We start from the raw sequence: 18,206 nt of genomic DNA on the forward strand, positions 1-18,206 counted from the left end.
GGGTAAGGCGAAGCCGCCGCCCGGCAATGTTCAGCGTATTACTTCACCTCAAGCACCCAGTGCACATAGCTCTGCCACTGGCATTCCTGTTCGATCAGCTCAGCCCCAAGCGGGTGATTATCCAGCCAGTTTTCCGGCAGCGTCAGGGACAGTTTTTCATCATCGGCCACAAGATTGATGGCGGGCAGCAAATCGTCACGCCGCCGGCTGGCAAAGAGGATCGCCAGTCGCAGCAGGCGACAAAGATGTTCGGCAACTCGCGGCGGAACGGCATTCTGCTGATGAAGCGATGAGAGGTCGATGGCGTTAGTCTGGTTAAGCAGCAGCGTCGCAATCAGCTTCTTCTGCGCCGGGGTAAAGCCGGGCAGGTCGAGATTATTGACCAGATAGGCCGCGTGCTGCGGCGCGCGCTTAAAATCCACGCTCAGGCCAATTTCATGCAATGCACAGGCGCTGAGGAGCAAGTCGCGGCTTAGCGGATCCAGCTCCCAGCTGCCGTCCAGCTGGCTGAGCAGGTGGCTGGCGAGACCAGCGACGCGCTGGGCCTGTTCGGTGTCGATCATAAAACGACGCTGAATATTACGCAGAGTGCGGCTGCGGATGTCCTGTTCAACGGAGAGATGCAGCATGCCGTACACCAGACCTTCACGTAACGCGCCGCCCGCGAGGGTCATACACTGAATATTCAGTTCGCTGAAGATAGCGATAAGGATCGCCAGCCCGCTTGGAAACACCAGCGCTCGCTCAAGGGTTAAGCCTTCGATCTCCAGCTCTTCCAGGCGTCCGCACTGAATGGCGCGCTGTTTAAGCTGCTGGAGTTTGGTCAGGGTGATCCGCTCATCCATCCCCTGCGCCATCATAATTTCTTGCAGAGCCTGAACGGTGCCGGAGGCGCCAACGCACACTTTCCATCCGTGATAGCGCAGCACATCGGCGACGGGCAGCAGCACCTCACGCGCGGCCGCCTCGGCAAGATCGAAATTTTCTTTCGTCAGGCTGCGATCGGCGAAATAGCGTTCAAGCCAGGTCACACAGCCCATCGACAGGCTAAATAGCGAGGTCGTTTGCGCGCCGGTTCCGGTCACCAGTTCGGTGCTGGCGCCGCCGATATCGACCACCAGACGCTGATCGGCGCCGCCGGTGGTGTGGGCGACCCCCTGATAAATCAGACGCGCTTCTTCTTCGCCACTAATGACCTGTACCGGACTGCCGAGGATCTCCTGCGCTTTCGCCAGAAATTCGCCGGCATTGACGGCAAGACGCAGCGTGGCGGTGGCCACGACGCGGATTTGCGCCGGCGGAATATCCTGCAGGCGTTCGGCAAACAGGCGTAAGCACTGCCAGCCGCGCTCCATCGCTTCTGCGGAGAGCGTGTTGTCGCTATTCAGGCCGGCGGCAAGACGGACTTTGCGCTTAATGCGGCTCAGCGTCTGGATACTGCCAGCCACCTCGCGCACCACCAACATATGGAAACTGTTGGAGCCCAAATCAATGGCGGCATACAGCGAGGTGGAGCTCATGCTCTTCATCGTTCAGAAGGCTCCCTGGTCGACGGGGCGCTTGTGCCCAATCCGTGTAACTGAGCGGGTTGCCGGGGAAGCGCGCCCTGGCACATTCTGAATGATTGAGCGTATAGCATAGATTTCTTAACCTGAACGACGACGATTGCGCGGTGGACCGTTGCGGCGCGGGCCGTTGCCTGGGCGAGCACGGGTCAGGCGCAGCGGCTTCGGCAGATCGGTCATCAGCGCGTCCGGGTTGTACTTGCTGACCGGAATTGAGTGGCCAATATAGGTTTCGATAGCCGGCAGGTTCAGCGCATACTCTTCGCAGGCGAGGCTGATGGAGTGACCGCTGGCGCCAGCGCGACCGGTACGGCCAATGCGGTGAACGTAATCTTCGCAATCGTCTGGTAGATCGTAGTTAAAGACGTGGGTCACGGCCGGAATGTGCAAGCCACGAGCGGCAACGTCAGTCGCGACCAGGATATCGAGGTCGCCGCGGGTAAATTCTTCGAGAATACGCAGACGTTTTTTCTGCGCCACGTCGCCGGTCAGCAGACCTACGCGATGGCCGTCGGCGGCGAGATGGCCCCAGATATCTTCACAACGATGCTTGGTATTGGCGAAGACGATGGCGCGATCGGGCCACTCTTCTTCCAGCAGCGTCTGCAGCAGGCGCATTTTTTCTTCGTTGGACGGGTAGAAGAGCTCTTCTTTAATACGGTGGCCCGTTTTCTGTTCCGGCTCGACTTCAACGTACTCGGCGTTGTTCATTTGTTCGAACGCCAGTTCGCGTACGCGATAGGAAAGGGTCGCGGAGAACAGCATGTTCAGACGCTGAGTGGCCGGCGGCATGCGGCGGAATAGCCAGCGGATATCTTTAATAAAGCCGAGATCGTACATGCGATCGGCTTCGTCCAGCACGACGACCTGAATGGCGCCGAGGTTAATGTGGTTTTGCTTCGCGTAATCGATCAGACGACCGGTGGTGCCGATCAGAATATCGACGCCGCTTTCCAGCACTTTTAGCTGCTTATCGTAGCCGTCGCCGCCGTAAGCCAGACCCAGCTTCAGACCGGTGGCCTGCGCCAGCGGTTCAGCGTCCGCGTGGATCTGTACCGCCAGTTCACGCGTCGGCGCCATAATCAGCGCGCGCGGCTGGTTTACCTGGCGATCGGCGATAGCCGGGTGAGAGAGAAGATAATGAAACGTCGACGTCAGGAACGCCATCGTTTTACCGGTACCGGTTTGCGCCTGCCCGGCGACATCGCGGCCTTCCAGCGTCAGCGGAAGGGCGAGGGCCTGAATAGGTGTGCAATTATGAAACCCTTTCTTTTCAAGGGCTTCAATGACTGCCGGGTGCAGGGCGAAGTCGGAAAACTTCTGTTCTGTTAAATGTGTTTTGCTCATAGTGTGGTAGAATATCAGCTAACTATTGCATTAAGAAAGCGTATCCGGTGAAATAACGTCAACCTTTCGTTGGCGGTGTGCGAAATTATTCAAGGTACGTCTACGGTAACTGAACGAATCCAGGATAGCTTAGACCACTAAGCGAGTCGGGAGCGATAAATCTGCAGCATGCAGTTCGCGTTCGGGCAACCCTGGCGTCAAAAGGTGGGTCCATGATGGATCGCGCCAGTTGGCAGACCAGAGAATTGAGGTATCCTGAAGAATAGCGTGCATAACGTAGCTGCAGCGCGTCGTTGATGGCTACGACACCAACACACCAGGCTTATTCCTGTGGAGTTAAATATGAGCGATAAAATTATTCACCTGACTGACGACAGTTTTGACACGGACGTACTCAAGGCTGACGGGCTGACCCTCGTCGATTTCTGGGCAGAGTGGTGTGGTCCGTGCAAAATGATCGCCCCGATTCTGGATGAGATCGCTGAAGAGTATCAGGGCAAACTGACCGTAGCTAAGCTGAACATCGACCAGAACCCGGGTACCGCGCCGAAGTACGGCATTCGCGGCATCCCAACCCTGCTGCTGTTCAAAAACGGCGAAGTGGCGGCCACCAAAGTTGGCGCCCTGTCCAAGGGTCAGCTGAAAGAGTTCCTCGACGCCAACCTGGCGTAAGCGAATTGCTGTTCCGGCGTCCGGATTCCTATTTTTTGCGGAACTCTGGACGCCCGGCTGGAGTCGTGCTAAGTTAATCCACAGACTTCGTTTTAAACATACCTTGTTTGAATCTTGTTTTACCCGAAGCATCCCGCAAAAAAATGCGCGTGAAGCTATTAATTCCGGGCTTTTCACTCATTCCGTCTAGTCGTTTCAGTTCTGCGTTCTTTCCTGTGACCAGGCAACGTACAGACACGAGATGAAGGCCGTTAACAGGCATGGAAGTTCCTGCCATACCATTCACAACATTAAGTTCGAGATTTACCCCGAGTTTAAGAACCCACACCACTATGAATCTTACCGAATTAAAGAATACGCCGGTTTCTGAGCTGATTACTCTCGGCGAAAATATGGGGCTGGAAAATCTGGCTCGTATGCGTAAGCAGGATATTATTTTTGCCATCCTCAAGCAGCATTCGAAGAGTGGCGAAGATATCTTTGGCGACGGCGTACTGGAGATACTGCAGGATGGATTTGGATTCCTCCGCTCCGCAGACAGCTCCTACCTCGCCGGCCCTGACGACATCTACGTATCCCCCAGCCAAATCCGCCGTTTCAACCTCCGCACTGGTGACACCATTTCCGGTAAGATTCGTCCTCCGAAAGAGGGTGAGCGTTACTTTGCGCTGCTGAAAGTTAACGAAGTTAACTACGACAAGCCGGAAAACGCCCGTAACAAGATCCTGTTCGAGAACTTAACGCCGCTGCACGCGAATTCTCGTCTGCGTATGGAGCGTGGTAACGGTTCTACCGAAGACTTAACCGCTCGCGTACTGGATCTGGCTTCCCCGATTGGCCGCGGCCAGCGTGGTCTGATCGTCGCGCCGCCGAAAGCCGGTAAAACCATGCTGCTGCAGAACATCGCGCAGAGCATCGCTTACAACCATCCGGACTGCGTGCTGATGGTGCTGCTGATCGACGAACGTCCGGAAGAAGTGACCGAGATGCAGCGTCTGGTCAAAGGTGAAGTCGTTGCTTCCACCTTCGACGAACCGGCATCCCGTCACGTTCAGGTTGCTGAGATGGTTATCGAGAAAGCGAAACGTCTGGTTGAACACAAGAAAGACGTTATCATCCTGCTCGACTCCATTACCCGTCTGGCGCGCGCCTACAACACCGTGGTCCCGGCTTCCGGTAAAGTGCTGACCGGTGGTGTGGACGCTAACGCCCTGCACCGTCCGAAGCGTTTCTTCGGCGCGGCGCGTAACGTTGAAGAGGGCGGTAGCCTGACCATCATCGCCACGGCGCTGATCGACACTGGCTCCAAAATGGATGAAGTTATCTACGAAGAGTTTAAAGGCACCGGTAACATGGAGCTGCACCTCTCTCGTAAGATTGCTGAAAAACGCGTCTTCCCGGCTATCGATTACAACCGTTCCGGTACGCGTAAAGAAGAGCTGCTCACCACTCAGGAAGAGCTGCAGAAAATGTGGATCCTGCGCAAAATTATCCATCCGATGGGTGAGATCGACGCGATGGAATTCCTCATTAATAAACTGGCAATGACTAAGACGAATGATGACTTCTTCGATATGATGAAGCGCTCGTAAGGTAAAAAAAGCCAAAAACGCCACGCCTTTGCGTGGCGTTTTCATTTTGGGATTTGTATGATCCAGAGACAGAGAAAGCGGGACGAAAGTTGTCGTATAATGGCGCCGGACAGCAGGCGGAGACAGCTTTAACAGACTAAAATCTATACAATAAATTTGTAATGTTCTGCTTTTCCCCTTCTGGAGTTGGGGCATCATCGCTATACTTCCCGGATTAACTATGCTGAGAGCACATGCGTTGTGAATTTACTCACTGCTATTACTGAATTAATCAGTATTTTCTTATTCACGACCCTCTTTATTTTTGTCGCGCGGAAAGTGGCAAAAAAGATTGGGCTAGTGGATAAACCAAACTATCGCAAACGGCATCAGGGGTTGATTCCGTTGGTCGGTGGTATCTCAGTTTATGCAGGCATCTGTTTTACCTTCGCTATCGCCGATTATTATATTCCTCACGCCTCGCTGTATCTGGCCTGTGCGGGGGTATTGGTGCTGGTTGGTGCGCTGGACGATCGCTTCGACATCAGCGTGAAAATTCGCGCGGTCATTCAGGCCGCGATCGCCGTGATTATGATGATGGCAGGGAATCTGCATCTGAGTAGTCTGGGCTTTATTTTTGGCTCGTGGGAGCTGGTGCTGGGGCCCTTCGGCTTCTTCCTTACTCTGTTTGCCGTCTGGGCCGCCATCAATGCGTTTAATATGGTCGATGGGATTGACGGTCTGCTCGGCGGCCTGTCATCGGTCTCCTTTGCGGCGACCGGGATCATCCTTTGGTTTGATGGCCAGTACAGCCTGGCGATGTGGTGTTTTGCGATGATCGCCGCCATTCTGCCCTATATTCTTCTTAATCTTGGCGCCCTCGGCCGCCGCTATAAAGTTTTTATGGGTGACGCCGGCAGCACCATGATTGGCTTCACCATCATCTGGATCCTGCTGGAAACCACCCAAGGTAAAACGCATCCCATCAGCCCGGTCACTGCGCTGTGGATTATCGCTATCCCGTTGATGGATATGGTGGCGATTATGTATCGCCGCCTGCGTAAAGGCATGAGTCCTTTCTCACCGGACCGGCAGCATATTCATCATTTGATCATGCGCGCCGGGTTTACTTCCCGCCAGGCGTTCGTCCTGATTACCCTGGCCGCTGCCCTGCTGGCGCTGGTTGGCGTCGCGGCGGAATATACCCGCATTGTGCCGGAATGGGTGATGTTAATTCTCTTTTTGGTGGCCTTCTTCCTTTATGGCTACTGTATTAAGCGCGCCTGGAAAGTGGCGCGTCTGGTTAAGCGCATCAGACGCAGAATTCGGCGACACAGCGGCAATAATCCGAAACTAACCAAGTAAAGCTGGGGATGTGATGACTCAACCATTACCGGGAGCACAAGCAGTGAACGTTGAGAACGAGCTGGATATTCGCGGGCTGTTTCGCGCTTTATGGGCAGGAAAAGGCTGGATAGTCGGCGGCGCTGTTCTCTTCGCCGCTATCGTGTTGGTGTACACCTTCTTTGCTCGCCAGGAGTGGAGCGCCACGGCGATCACCGATCGGCCTACTGTCAACATGTTGGGGGGGTACTATTCCCAGCAGCAGTTCTTACGCAATCTGGATATCAAAGCCGACCTGGCCTCGGTGGATCAGCCTTCCGCCATGGATGAAGCGTATAAAGAGTTCATCATGCAGCTGGCCTCCTGGGACACCCGGCGTGATTTCTGGCTGCAAACGGACTACTACAAGCAGCGCCAGTCGGGTAATGCTCGCGCCGATGCGGCGATGCTGGATGATTTGATTAACAATATCCAGTTTATGCCCGGCGATGCGGCCAAGAGCGTCAATGACAGCGTCAAACTGACTGCCGAGACTGGGCAGGATGCCAATAATTTGCTGCGCCAGTATGTGGCTTTCGCCAGCCAGCGGGCGGCCGGCCATCTTAACGACGAACTCAAAGGCGCCTGGGCGGCGCGGACGGTGCAAATGAAGGCGCAGGTGAAGCGCCAGGAGGAGGTGGCCGAGGCTATTTTCAACCGCCGGACCCACAGCGTGGAGCAAGCGCTGAAGGTCGCTCAGCAGCATAACATCTCACGCAGCGAAACGGATGTTCCTGCCGATCAGTTGCCGGATTCAGAGCTATTTTTATTGGGCAGGCCGATGCTGCAGGCCAGACTGGAAAACCTGCAGGCCGTCGGACCGGAATATGACCTCGATTACGACCAGAATCGCGCCATGCTGAGCACGTTGAACGTCGGTCCAACGTTGGACCCGCGTTTTCAGACTTACCGGTATTTGCGAACGCCGGAAGAACCTGTAAAACGCGATAGCCCGCGCCGTGTATTTCTGATGGTGATGTGGGGGATTGTGGGTGCGCTCATCGGCGCAGGCGTGGCGTTATCGCGTCGTCGTGTCCTGTGATTGCGGCCTGTGGTGAAGGGCAGATGACCTTCATCGCCTAATCGAAGAGAATCGATGTGAAAGTACTAACTGTATTTGGCACGAGGCCGGAAGCCATCAAGATGGCTCCTCTGGTCCATGCGCTGGCAAAGGATCCTCATTTTGAGGCGAAAGTATGCGTGACCGCGCAGCATCGGGAGATGCTCGATCAGGTGTTGAAACTATTCTCCATCACCCCGGACTACGATCTCAACATCATGAAGCCGGGGCAGGGGCTCACCGAGATCACCTGCCGTATTCTTGAGGGGCTGAAGCCGGTCCTGGAGTCGTTTAAACCCGACGTGGTGCTGGTGCATGGCGATACCACCACCACGATGGCGGCGAGCCTGGCGGCGTTTTACCAGCGCATACCGGTGGGCCATGTAGAGGCGGGGCTGCGGACCGGCGATTTAAGTTCGCCGTGGCCGGAAGAGGGCAACCGTACGTTGACCGGGCATCTGGCGACGTACCACTTCGCCCCTACGGAAACCTCGCGGCAGAATCTCCTGCGGGAGAACATTGCCGACAGTCGCATCACGGTGACCGGTAATACCGTCATCGATGCTCTGTTCTGGGTGCGCGATCGGGTTCTGGGCGATGAAGCGCTACGGGAGACCTTGCTGCAGCGCTACCCTTTCATTAGCCACGGTAAAAAAATGATTCTGGTTACCGGCCATCGGCGGGAAAGCTTCGGCCGCGGTTTTGAGCAGATCTGCCAGGCGCTGGCGGAGATAGCCCATACCCACCCTGAGGTGCAGATTGTCTATCCGGTTCACCTGAATCCTAATGTCAGCGAACCGGTGAACCGTATTCTCGGCCATATCGACAACGTGATGTTGATTGAACCGCAGGACTACCTGCCGTTCGTCTGGTTGATGGATCGGGCCTGGCTCATCCTGACCGATTCCGGTGGCATTCAGGAAGAGGCGCCTTCCCTGGGGAAACCGGTGCTGGTCATGCGCGATATGACCGAACGTCCGGAAGCGGTGGCCGCCGGCACCGTGTGTCTGGTGGGCACTGACAGCCAGCGCATCGTCGCGGAAGTGACGCGTCTGCTGGAGGATGATGCCGCATACCAGGCGATGAGCCGCGCACATAATCCTTATGGCGATGGCGAAGCATGTCGTCGAATTTTGTCTGCACTTAAAAATAATCAGGTAACGCTATGAGTTTTTCTACCATTTCAGTGATTGGCCTTGGCTATATCGGGCTGCCAACCGCTGCCGCGTTCGCCTCCCGGCAGAAGCGGGTGGTCGGCGTTGATGTCAATCAACATGCCGTGGAGACCATTAACCGTGGAGAGATTCATATCGTGGAGCCGGATCTGGCGAGCGTGGTGAAGACCGCGGTCGAGCAGGGGTATTTAAGCGCCACCACCACCCCGGTGGCAGCGGATGCCTACCTGATTGCCGTGCCGACGCCGTTTAAAGATCGCCACGAGCCGGATATGGTGTTTGTCGAGTCGGCGGCAAAATCCATTGCGCCAACGTTAAAGAAAGGCTCGCTGGTGATCCTCGAGTCCACCTCGCCGGTCGGGTCGACCGAACAGATGGCTGAGTGGCTGGCGGAGATGCGCCCGGATCTTAGCTTCCCCCAGCAGGTGGGTGAAGCGGCGGACGTGAATATCGCCTACTGCCCGGAGCGGGTATTGCCCGGTCAGGTGATGGTCGAGCTGATTAAAAACGACCGCGTTATCGGGGGCATGTCGCCAGTCTGCTCCGCTCGCGCCAGCGAGCTGTATAAAATCTTCCTTGAAGGCGAATGTGTGGTGACCAACTCGCGCACCGCTGAGATGTGCAAGCTGACGGAAAACAGCTTCCGCGACGTCAACATCGCTTTTGCCAACGAGCTGTCGCTGATTTGCGCTGACCAGGGCATTAACGTCTGGGAGCTGATCCGCCTGGCGAACCGTCATCCTCGGGTGAATATCCTGCAGCCGGGTCCGGGCGTCGGCGGCCACTGTATCGCCGTCGACCCGTGGTTTATCGTGGCGCAGAACCCGCAGCAGGCGCGTCTGATCCGCACGGCCCGTGAGGTTAACGACCACAAGCCGGAATGGGTTATCGAACAGGTGAAAGCGCAGGTAGCGGACTGCCTGAATGCCACCAACAAACGGGCCAGCGAACTGACCATTGCCTGTTTTGGCCTCGCCTTTAAGCCGAATATTGACGACCTGCGCGAAAGCCCGGCAATGGAAATTGCCGCGCAGATTGCCCGCTGGCACAGCGGCACGACGCAGGTGGTTGAGCCCAACATTCACGCGCTGCCGAAGAAGCTCGACGGTCTGTGTACGCTGGCGACCCTCGATGCGGCGCTGGCCAGCGCCGATGTGCTGGTGATGCTGGTCGATCACCATGAATTTAAAGCCGTTAGCGGCGATAGCGTCACCCAGGCGTATATCATCGACACCAAAGGAGTGTGGCGGTGAGAACCATTCTGGTCACCGGCGGCGCGGGCTTCATTGGTTCGGCGGTAGTGCGGGAGATTATCCAGCACACCGCCGATCGCGTGGTGGTGGTGGATAAACTGACCTACGCCGGCAATTTAATGTCGCTGGCGCCGGTGGCGCAGGATGCGCGTTTCGCCTTTGAACAGGTGGATATTTGCGACCGCGGCGAGCTTGATCGTATTTTCGTTCAGTATCAACCGGATACAGTGATGCACCTGGCGGCGGAAAGCCATGTCGATCGTTCGATTGACGGCCCGGCGGCGTTTATTGAAACCAATATCGTGGGCACCTATACGCTGCTGGAGGCGGCCCGTAGCTGGTGGAATACGCTGGCTACGACGCAAAAATCGGCGTTTCGCTTCCATCACATCTCCACCGATGAAGTGTATGGCGATCTGCACGGCAGCGATGATTTCTTTACCGAGACCACGCCCTATGCGCCAAGCAGTCCCTATTCGGCCTCGAAAGCCAGCAGCGACCACCTGGTGCGCGCCTGGCTGCGAACCTATGGCCTGCCGACGCTTATCACCAACTGTTCGAACAACTACGGCCCGTATCACTTCCCCGAGAAGCTGATCCCGCTGACGATCCTCAACGCGCTGGCGGGCAAGCCGCTGCCGGTGTATGGCAATGGACAGCAGATCCGCGACTGGCTGTACGTGGAAGATCACGCCAGGGCGCTATATCTGGTGGCGACCCGCGGCGAACCGGGCGAGACTTACAATATCGGCGGTCATAACGAACGTAAAAACATCGAGGTGGTGGAAACCATTTGCGAATTGCTCGAAGCGCTGGCGCCGAATAAGCCGCAGGGCGTGGCGCACTATCGCGACCTGATCGCCTTTGTTGCCGACCGCCCGGGCCACGATCTGCGCTATGCCATTGATGCCTCGAAGATTGCCCGTGAGCTGGGCTGGACGCCGGCTGAGACTTTCACTTCCGGCATGCGTAAGACCGTGGCGTGGTATCTGGCGAACGAGACATGGTGGCGCCAGGTTCAGGACGGTAGCTATCAGGGCGAGCGTCTTGGGCTGCAAGGCTAATCATCTCTGGGGGGAATGATGAAAGGTATTATTCTGGCGGGGGGGTCCGGAACGCGACTGCATCCTATCACCCGCGGCGTGTCGAAGCAGCTGTTGCCGATCTACGATAAGCCGATGATCTACTACCCGCTGTCGGTATTAATGCTGGCCGGGATCCGTGAGATCCTGATCATCACCACGCCGGACGATCTGCGCGATTTCCAGCGCCTGCTCGGCGATGGTTCAGAGTTTGGCATTGCGCTGCACTATGCCGTACAGCCGTCGCCGGATGGTTTAGCCCAGGCGTTTATCATCGGCGAAGCCTTTCTTAACGGTGAACCGGCGTGCCTGGTGTTAGGCGACAACATCTTCTTCGGCCAGAGCTTCAGCCCCAAGCTGCGCAGCGTGGCTGCCCGCACGGAAGGGGCGACGATTTTTGGCTATCAGGTGATGGATCCTGAGCGTTTTGGCGTGGTGGAGTTTGATGACAACTTCCGCGCGCTGTCGCTGGAAGAGAAGCCGAAGCAGCCGAAGTCGAACTGGGCGGTCACCGGTCTCTATTTCTACGATGGCAAGGTGGCGGAGTACGCCAAACGGGTCAAGCCATCCGAGCGCGGCGAACTGGAAATCACCTCCATCAACCAGATGTACCTTGAAGATGGCGCATTAACCGTCGAACTGCTAGGGCGCGGCTTTGCGTGGCTGGATACCGGCACCCACGATAGCTTGATCGAGGCCAGCATGTTTGTGCAGACCGTCGAGAAGCGTCAGGGCTTTAAAATCGCCTGTCTGGAAGAGATCGGCTGGCGCAACGGCTGGCTGGACGACGACGGCGTCAAACGCGCGGCGAAGCGGCTGAAAAAAACCGGCTACGGCCAATATCTGCTGGATCTGCTCCGTGCCCGTCCGCGCCAGTATTGATCCCCTGGAGTGGGAGAACCGCTTCTTTGCCGTTAACAGCGCCGTCGTTCACTTTGACGAGCGTGCGCCGCTGCTGACGCCTGAGGCGCTGGCGGGGTGGTCGCGGGTGCAGGCGAAGGTAGCCGCCAGCGACACCGTCCGGCTCGACGCGCTGCAGCAGCTGGGTTTTCAGCTGGTGGAAGGCGAGGTCGATCTGGCGCTACCGGTGGGCAACCCTGCGGATGCGGGCGCCGACGTCGCCGTGGAGGCAGATATTGCGCCACTGCGCGAGCTGGCGGCGCAGGCCTTTGCCCTGAGCCGCTTTCGTGCGCCCTGGTACGCTGCCGATGCCAGCGGCCGCTTCTATGCCCAGTGGATTGAAAATGCGGTGCGCGGCACCTTCGATCATCAGTGCCTGATTTACCGCCATCCTGAGGGCGATATTCGCGCCTTTGTCTCCCTGCGCCAGCTCAATGCCACCGAGGCGCGTATCGGCCTGCTGGCCGGACGCGGCGCCGGGGCGCAGCTGATGCAGGCGGCGCGGTACTGGGCCGCTTCGCGCGGACTTTCTACACTGCGGGTGGCGACCCAGATGGGCAACACCGCCGCGCTTAAACGTTATATTCTCAGCGGTGCTAATGTGGAAAGCACCGCCTACTGGCTATACAGGTGACCTCATGATCCCATTTAACGCGCCGCCGGTGGTTGGAACCGAGCTTGATTACATGCAGTCTGCGATGAACAGCGGCAAGCTGTGCGGCGACGGCGGCTTTACGCGCCGCTGCCAGCAGTGGATGGAGCAGCGTTTTGGCACGGCAAAAGCCCTGCTAACCCCTTCCTGCACGGCTTCGCTGGAGATGGCCGCGCTGCTGCTGGATATCCAGCCGGGCGACGAAGTGATTATGCCCAGCTATACCTTTGTCTCCACCGCCAATGCTTTTGTGCTGCGCGGGGCGAAAATCGTCTTCGTCGATATCCGTCGCGATACGATGAATATCGATGAAACGTTAATCGAAGCCGCTATCACCGATAAAACCCGGGCGATCGTCCCGGTGCATTACGCCGGCGTAGCTTGCGAGATGGATATCATCATGGCCATCGCCGACAAGTACAACCTGTTCGTGGTGGAAGATGCCGCGCAGGGGGTGATGTCCACCTACAAGGGGCGTGCGCTGGGCACCATCGGCCATATCGGCTGCTTCAGCTTCCATGAAACCAAAAACTATACCGCTGGCGGTGAGGGCGGGGCGACGCTCATCAACGATCGCACGCTGGTGGAGCGCGCGGAGATCATTCGCGAAAAAGGCACCAACCGCAGCCAGTTCTTTCGTGGCCTGGTGGATAAATATACCTGGCGGGACATTGGCTCCAGCTATCTGATGTCCGACCTGCAGGCCGCCTACCTGTGGGCGCAGCTGGAAGCGGCGGAGCGCATCAACCAACAGCGCCTGGCGCTGTGGCAGAACTACTATGACGCCCTGCTGCCGCTGGCACGCGCGGGACGTATCGAACTGCCGACGATCCCGGCCGACTGCGGGCAAAACGCGCACATGTTCTACATTAAGCTGCGCGATATCGAGGATCGCAGCAGGCTGATCGCCTGGCTGAAAGAGGCGGAGATCCTCGCGGTATTCCATTACATTCCTCTGCACAGCTGTCCGGCAGGCGAACACTTCGGCGAATTCCACGGTGAAGACCGCTATACCACCCAGGAGAGCGAGCGCCTGGTACGCCTGCCGCTGTTTTACAATCTGTCTGTGGTGAACCAGCGGACGGTGATTAACTCGCTGCTGAGCTACTTCTCCTGATATGTCGTTAGCAAAAGCTTCATTGTGGACGGCGGCATCGACGCTGGTCAAAATCGGCGCCGGGCTGTTGGTCGTCAAGCTGCTGGCCGTCTCGTTTGGGCCCGCGGGCGTTGGCCAGGCCGGTAACTTCCGGCAACTGGTCACCGTACTCGGCGTGCTGGCCGGGGCCGGGATATTTAATGGCGTCACGAAGCTGGTGGCGCAGCATCACGACGATCCCCCGCGCCTGAAGCAGGTGGTGGGCACCTCGTCGGCGATGGTGCTTGGCTTTTCCACACTGCTGGCGCTGGTGTTTTTACTGGCCGCGGCGCCGATAAGCCAGGGGCTGTTCGGCCATACTCATTATCAGAATCTGGTACGGCTGGTGGCGCTGGTACAGATGGGGATCGCCTGGGCGAACTTCCTGCTGGCGCTGATGAAAGGCTTTCGCGATGCGGCGGGTAACGCCTTCTCGCTGATTGCCGGGAGCCTGATCGGCGTGGCGGCTTACTATGCTTGCTACGTGTTGGGCGGCTATCAGGGCGCGCTGCTGGGGCTGGCGTTAGTTCCGGCGCTGGTGGTGGTTCCGGCGGGTATTATGCTCTGGCGGCGGGGTAATATCCCGCTGAGCGCCCTGCGTCCGCGCTGGGATAACGGTCTGGCGGGACAGCTATCGAAATTTACCCTGATGGCGCTGATAACCTCAGTGACCCTGCCGGTGGCTTATGTGATGATGCGTAATCTGCTGGCGGCGCATTATGGCTGGGAGGCGGTCGGTATCTGGCAGGGGGTGAGCAGCATCTCTGATGCTTATCTGCAGTTTATTACCGCCTCGTTCAGCGTCTATCTCCTGCCGACGCTGTCGCGGCTGAGCGCCAAAACGGATATCACCCGCGAGATAGTCAAGTCGCTGAAATTCGTCCTGCCGGCAGTGGCGGCGGCGAGCCTGACGGTCTGGCTGCTGCGCGATTTTGCCATCTGGCTGCTGTTTTCCGATCGCTTTACCGCGATGCGTGACCTGTTCGCCTGGCAGCTGGTGGGCGACGTTTTAAAAGTAGGCGCCTACGTCTATGGCTATCTGGTGATCGCCAAAGCGTCGCTGCGTTTTTATATTCTGACGGAAATCAGCCAGTTCACACTGCTGACCGCATTCTCACACTGGCTTATACCGGCGCACGGCGCGGTTGGCGCGGCGCAGGCGTATATGGCCACTTATATTGTTTATTTCGCCCTTTGTAGTGGCGTGTTTTTACTCTGGCGTAAACGGGCATGACAGCACTGATACATGTACTGGGATCAGATATCCCGCATCATAACCAGACCGTACTGCGGTTCTTTAACGACGAACTGGCCGCCGATCCGCAGGCCAGGAGATTTATGATCGTCGGTGATGAGGCCAGCGTGCGTGATGGGTATCCGGCGCTGGACATCACCTGTTATCCGGGGAAGAAGTCGCTGGCGCAGGCGGTGATTGCGCAAGCCAAAGCCAACCGCCAGCAGCGCTTTTTCTTCCACGGCCAGTTCAATACCGGCCTGTGGCTGGCGCTGTTGGGCGGTGGTATCCGCCCGTCGCAGTTTAACTGGCATATCTGGGGGGCGGATCTGTACGAAAACGCCACCAGCCTGAAGTTCCGCCTGTTCTATCCGCTGCGCCGCCTGGCGCAGGGGCGGGTAGGGCGCGTTTTCGCCACCCGCGGCGATCTGAGCTGGTTCGCAAACCGTCATCCGCGCGTCCCGGGCGAACTGCTCTATTTCCCGACCCGTATGGATCCGGCGCTGAATACCCTGGCCGAAAACGCGCCGCGCGGCGACACGCTGACCATTCTGGTGGGTAACTCCGGGGATCGCAGCAATGAACATATTGCCGCGCTGAAGGCTATTCATCAGCAGTTTGGCGATACGGTAAACGTCATCGTGCCGATGGGCTATCCGGCGAATAACGAGGCCTATATCAATGAGGTTCGTGAGGCGGGGGCGGCGCTGTTTAGCGGTGAGCATCTGCAGATCCTCAGCGAGAAACTGGAGTTTCATGATTATCTGGCGCTGCTGCGCCGCTGCGATCTGGGCTATTTCCTGTTCGCGCGTCAGCAGGGGATCGGCACCCTGTGCCTGCTGATTCAGGCGGGCATTCCCTGCGTGCTCAACCGCGAAAACCCGTTCTGGCAGGATATGACCGAGCAGCATGTGCCGGTGCTGTTCACCAGCGATGCGCTGGACGTCAGCGTGGTGCGCGAAGCGCAGCGCCAACTGGCGAGCGTGGATAAGTCGGGTATCGCTTTCTTCCGGCCGAACTATCTGACGGGCTGGCAGCGGGCGCTACGGTTAGCGGCGGAGGGGCAGGCATGACGTTAATGCAATTTAGCGGGCTGCTGGTAGTCTGGCTGCTGTCGACGCTGTTTATCGCTACCGCCACCTGGTTTGAGTTCCGCCGGGTACGCTTCAACTTCAACGTCTTTTTCTCGTTGCTGTTTCTGCTGACTTTCTTCTTCGGTTTCCCGCTGACCAGTATTCTGGTGTTCCGCTTTGACGTCAGCGTGGCGCCGCCGGAGATTTTGCTGCAGACGCTGCTGATCGCGGTGTGCTTCTACGCGATTTACTACGTGACCTATAAAACGCGGCTGCGTCCGGCATCGCGTGAGGTTGCGCGTCGGCCGCTGTTTACCATGAACCGGGTAGAAACCCATCTGGCGTGGGGCATTTTGATGGGGCTGGCGCTGCTGTGCGTTGGCATCTTCTTCGCCCACAACGGTTTCCTGCTGTTTAAGCTCAACTCCTACAGCCAGATTTTCTCTGCTGAAGTCTCCGGCGTGGCGTTGAAGCGCTTCTTCTACTTCTTTATTCCGGCGATGCTGGTGGTCTATTTCCTGCGCCAGGATTATAAGGCGTGGATCTTCTTCCTCGTCAGCACGGTGGCCTTTGGTTTGCTGACCTACGCTATCGTCGGCGGGACGCGCGCCAATATCATCATCGCCTTCGCCATCTTCCTGTTTATCGGCATTATTCGCGGTTGGATCAGCCTGTGGATGCTGGCGGCGGCGGGCGTGCTGGGCATCGTCGGCATGTTCTGGCTGGCGCTGAAGCGCTACGGGATGAACGTCAGCGGCGACGAAGCGTTTTATACCTTCCTCTATCTCACACGCGATACCTTCTCGCCGTGGGAGAACCTGGCGCTGCTGCTGCAAAACTACGACAAGATCGATTTTCAGGGTCTGGCGCCGATGATCCGCGATTTCTACGTCTTTATCCCCAGCTGGATGTGGCACGGTCGCCCGACGATGGTGCTCAATACCGCCAACTACTTTACCTGGGAAGTATTAAACAACCATTCGGGGCTGGCGATTTCGCCGACGCTGATTGGCTCGCTGGTGGTGATGGGCGGCGTCTGGTTTGTGCCGCTGGGCGCCGTGGCGGTCGGGTTGATTATTAAATGGTTCGACTGGCTGTATGAGCTGGGCAACCGGGAGAGCAATCGCTATAAAGCGGCTATCCTGCACAGTTTCTGTTTCGGCGCTATCTTCAACATGATAGTGCTGGCGCGCGAGGGCCTGGATTCGTTCGGCTCCCGCGTGGTGTTTTTCCTCGTGATCTTTGGTATCTGCTTGCTGGCGGCGAAACTGCTGTACTGGTTCCTGGATAGCGTGGGACTGATTCATAAGCGCGTAAAACCGCTTTCGCAACCGCAAGTCTGAGAAGGATGGACATGACTGGGACCATTTCCGCGCCGTTGTACCTGTTAAGAGGGCTGCAGCTCATAGGCTGGCGCGATATGCAGCACGCTCTGGATTATTTGTATGCCGACGGCGTTCTCCGCGAGGGGACGCTAGTGGCGATTAATGCCGAGAAAATGCTGGCCGTAGAGGATAACCCGGAGGTGCGGGCACTGATTGAGGCGGCGGAGTTTAAATATGCGGATGGCATCAGCGTGGTGCGTTCGCTGCGTAAAAAATATCCGCAAGCCCAGGTGTCCCGCGTGGCAGGGGCCGATCTCTGGGAAGCGTTAATGCAGCGCGCCGGCGCTGAAGGCACACCGGTGTTTTTGGTCGGCGGTAAACCTGAAGTTCTGGCGCAGACGGCGTCCAGCCTGCGCCAGCGCTGGCAGGTGAATATCGTCGGCACCCAGGACGGCTATTTTGCTCCTGAGCAGCGCCAGGCATTATTCGAACGCATTCGCGACAGCGGGGCGAAAATCGTCACCGTCGCCATGGGGTCCCCGCGTCAGGAGATCTTTATGCGCGACTGTCGGCGTCTGTACCCGCACGCGCTGTATATGGGCGTCGGCGGCACTTACGATGTTTTCACCGGGCACGTGCATCGGGCGCCGAAGTTCTGGCAGGATCTGGGGCTGGAATGGTTCTATCGTCTGCTTTTACAGCCGAGCCGCATCAAGAGACAGTTCCGCCTACTGCGCTATTTACGTTGGCATTATTCCGGTAAGCTCTGATATTCCACT

At 57.6% G+C, this 18,206-nt stretch carries 16 protein-coding genes; 14 read left to right on the forward strand and 2 right to left on the reverse strand.

Annotation, left to right across the window (positions count from 1 at the left end):
• Positions 1-38: 38 nt before the first annotated feature.
• A complete protein-coding gene (gppA, locus tag GQR96_RS00655) occupies positions 39-1,529 on the reverse strand; it encodes a guanosine-5'-triphosphate,3'-diphosphate diphosphatase (protein ID WP_023319439.1) in 1,491 nt (496 codons plus the stop codon).
• A gap of 117 nt (positions 1,530-1,646) precedes the next feature.
• Positions 1,647-2,912: an ATP-dependent RNA helicase RhlB gene (rhlB, locus tag GQR96_RS00660; protein WP_002883222.1), complete on the reverse strand. Its 1,266-nt coding sequence runs from the start codon at positions 2,910-2,912 to the stop codon at positions 1,647-1,649.
• Positions 2,913-3,254: 342 nt separating this feature from the next.
• Between rhlB and trxA the strand changes: the two genes are divergently transcribed.
• The 14 genes from trxA (at position 3,255) to wecG (ending at position 18,197) form a co-directional block, all read left to right on the forward strand.
• Positions 3,255-3,584 carry a thioredoxin TrxA gene (gene trxA / locus GQR96_RS00665; protein WP_002883224.1) on the forward strand — a complete coding sequence of 110 codons (330 nt, stop codon included), beginning with the start codon at positions 3,255-3,257 and terminating at the stop codon, positions 3,582-3,584.
• A gap of 332 nt (positions 3,585-3,916) precedes the next feature.
• Positions 3,917-5,176 carry a transcription termination factor Rho gene (rho, locus tag GQR96_RS00670; RefSeq protein WP_002883293.1) on the forward strand — a complete coding sequence of 420 codons (1,260 nt, stop codon included), beginning with the start codon at positions 3,917-3,919 and terminating at the stop codon, positions 5,174-5,176.
• A 240-nt stretch (positions 5,177-5,416) separates the two neighbouring features.
• Positions 5,417-6,520, forward strand: a complete 1,104-nt coding sequence (gene wecA, locus GQR96_RS00675) for a UDP-N-acetylglucosamine--undecaprenyl-phosphate N-acetylglucosaminephosphotransferase (RefSeq protein WP_004886849.1) — start codon at positions 5,417-5,419, stop codon at positions 6,518-6,520.
• 13 nt (positions 6,521-6,533) lie between these two features.
• Positions 6,534-7,580 (forward strand): ECA polysaccharide chain length modulation protein, encoded by a 1,047-nt coding sequence (gene wzzE / locus GQR96_RS00680; RefSeq protein WP_004886846.1) that lies wholly within the window; start codon positions 6,534-6,536, stop codon positions 7,578-7,580.
• 56 nt (positions 7,581-7,636) lie between these two features.
• Positions 7,637-8,767: a non-hydrolyzing UDP-N-acetylglucosamine 2-epimerase gene (gene wecB / locus GQR96_RS00685; RefSeq protein WP_072061006.1), complete on the forward strand. Its 1,131-nt coding sequence runs from the start codon at positions 7,637-7,639 to the stop codon at positions 8,765-8,767.
• Complete coding sequence (wecC, locus tag GQR96_RS00690) at positions 8,764-10,026, forward strand: UDP-N-acetyl-D-mannosamine dehydrogenase (protein WP_004886842.1); 1,263 nt, start codon at positions 8,764-8,766, stop codon at positions 10,024-10,026. Before wecB ends, wecC begins: the two co-directional genes overlap by 4 nt.
• A complete protein-coding gene (rffG, locus tag GQR96_RS00695; protein WP_049114905.1) occupies positions 10,023-11,090 on the forward strand; it encodes a dTDP-glucose 4,6-dehydratase in 1,068 nt (355 codons plus the stop codon). Before wecC ends, rffG begins: the two co-directional genes overlap by 4 nt.
• Positions 11,091-11,108: 18 nt before the next feature.
• Positions 11,109-11,990 (forward strand): glucose-1-phosphate thymidylyltransferase RfbA, encoded by an 882-nt coding sequence (gene rfbA / locus GQR96_RS00700; protein ID WP_065905175.1) that lies wholly within the window; start codon positions 11,109-11,111, stop codon positions 11,988-11,990.
• A complete protein-coding gene (rffC, locus tag GQR96_RS00705; protein WP_004886833.1) occupies positions 11,968-12,642 on the forward strand; it encodes a dTDP-4-amino-4,6-dideoxy-D-galactose acyltransferase in 675 nt (224 codons plus the stop codon). Before rfbA ends, rffC begins: the two co-directional genes overlap by 23 nt.
• A gap of 4 nt (positions 12,643-12,646) precedes the next feature.
• Positions 12,647-13,777: a dTDP-4-amino-4,6-dideoxygalactose transaminase gene (gene rffA, locus GQR96_RS00710; RefSeq protein WP_004886831.1), complete on the forward strand. Its 1,131-nt coding sequence runs from the start codon at positions 12,647-12,649 to the stop codon at positions 13,775-13,777.
• Position 13,778: 1 nt separating this feature from the next.
• On the forward strand, positions 13,779-15,029 hold the full coding sequence (gene wzxE / locus GQR96_RS00715) for a lipid III flippase WzxE (protein WP_004886828.1): 1,251 nt from the start codon (positions 13,779-13,781) through the stop codon (positions 15,027-15,029).
• The gene (locus tag GQR96_RS00720) at positions 15,026-16,102 is read left to right on the forward strand and encodes a TDP-N-acetylfucosamine:lipid II N-acetylfucosaminyltransferase (RefSeq protein WP_023319444.1); all 1,077 of its coding nucleotides are present in this window, start codon (positions 15,026-15,028) and stop codon (positions 16,100-16,102) included. The genes wzxE and GQR96_RS00720 overlap by 4 nt, the downstream gene beginning before the upstream one ends.
• Positions 16,099-17,445, forward strand: a complete 1,347-nt coding sequence (wzyE, locus tag GQR96_RS00725; protein WP_017899404.1) for an ECA oligosaccharide polymerase — start codon at positions 16,099-16,101, stop codon at positions 17,443-17,445. Before GQR96_RS00720 ends, wzyE begins: the two co-directional genes overlap by 4 nt.
• An 11-nt stretch (positions 17,446-17,456) precedes the next feature.
• A complete protein-coding gene (wecG, locus tag GQR96_RS00730; protein WP_004886818.1) occupies positions 17,457-18,197 on the forward strand; it encodes a lipopolysaccharide N-acetylmannosaminouronosyltransferase in 741 nt (246 codons plus the stop codon).
• Positions 18,198-18,206 lie beyond the last annotated feature (9 nt).

It is taken from the genome of Klebsiella sp. PCX, from assembly GCF_021869705.1.
GTDB lineage: Bacteria > Pseudomonadota > Gammaproteobacteria > Enterobacterales > Enterobacteriaceae > Klebsiella > Klebsiella quasipneumoniae.

Coding starts and splice junctions, on each gene's coding strand:
- gppA (WP_023319439.1), bottom strand. CDS start 1,529: ATGAAGAGCATGAGCTCCACCTCGCTGTATGCCGCCATTGATTTGGGC.
- rhlB (WP_002883222.1), bottom strand. CDS start 2,912: ATGAGCAAAACACATTTAACAGAACAGAAGTTTTCCGACTTCGCCCTG.
- trxA (WP_002883224.1), top strand. CDS start 3,255: ATGAGCGATAAAATTATTCACCTGACTGACGACAGTTTTGACACGGAC.
- rho (WP_002883293.1), top strand. CDS start 3,917: ATGAATCTTACCGAATTAAAGAATACGCCGGTTTCTGAGCTGATTACT.
- wzzE (WP_004886846.1), top strand. CDS start 6,534: ATGACTCAACCATTACCGGGAGCACAAGCAGTGAACGTTGAGAACGAG.
- wecC (WP_004886842.1), top strand. CDS start 8,764: ATGAGTTTTTCTACCATTTCAGTGATTGGCCTTGGCTATATCGGGCTG.
- rfbA (WP_065905175.1), top strand. CDS start 11,109: ATGAAAGGTATTATTCTGGCGGGGGGGTCCGGAACGCGACTGCATCCT.
- rffA (WP_004886831.1), top strand. CDS start 12,647: ATGATCCCATTTAACGCGCCGCCGGTGGTTGGAACCGAGCTTGATTAC.
- wzxE (WP_004886828.1), top strand. CDS start 13,779: ATGTCGTTAGCAAAAGCTTCATTGTGGACGGCGGCATCGACGCTGGTC.
- GQR96_RS00720 (WP_023319444.1), top strand. CDS start 15,026: ATGACAGCACTGATACATGTACTGGGATCAGATATCCCGCATCATAAC.
- wzyE (WP_017899404.1), top strand. CDS start 16,099: ATGACGTTAATGCAATTTAGCGGGCTGCTGGTAGTCTGGCTGCTGTCG.
- wecG (WP_004886818.1), top strand. CDS start 17,457: ATGACTGGGACCATTTCCGCGCCGTTGTACCTGTTAAGAGGGCTGCAG.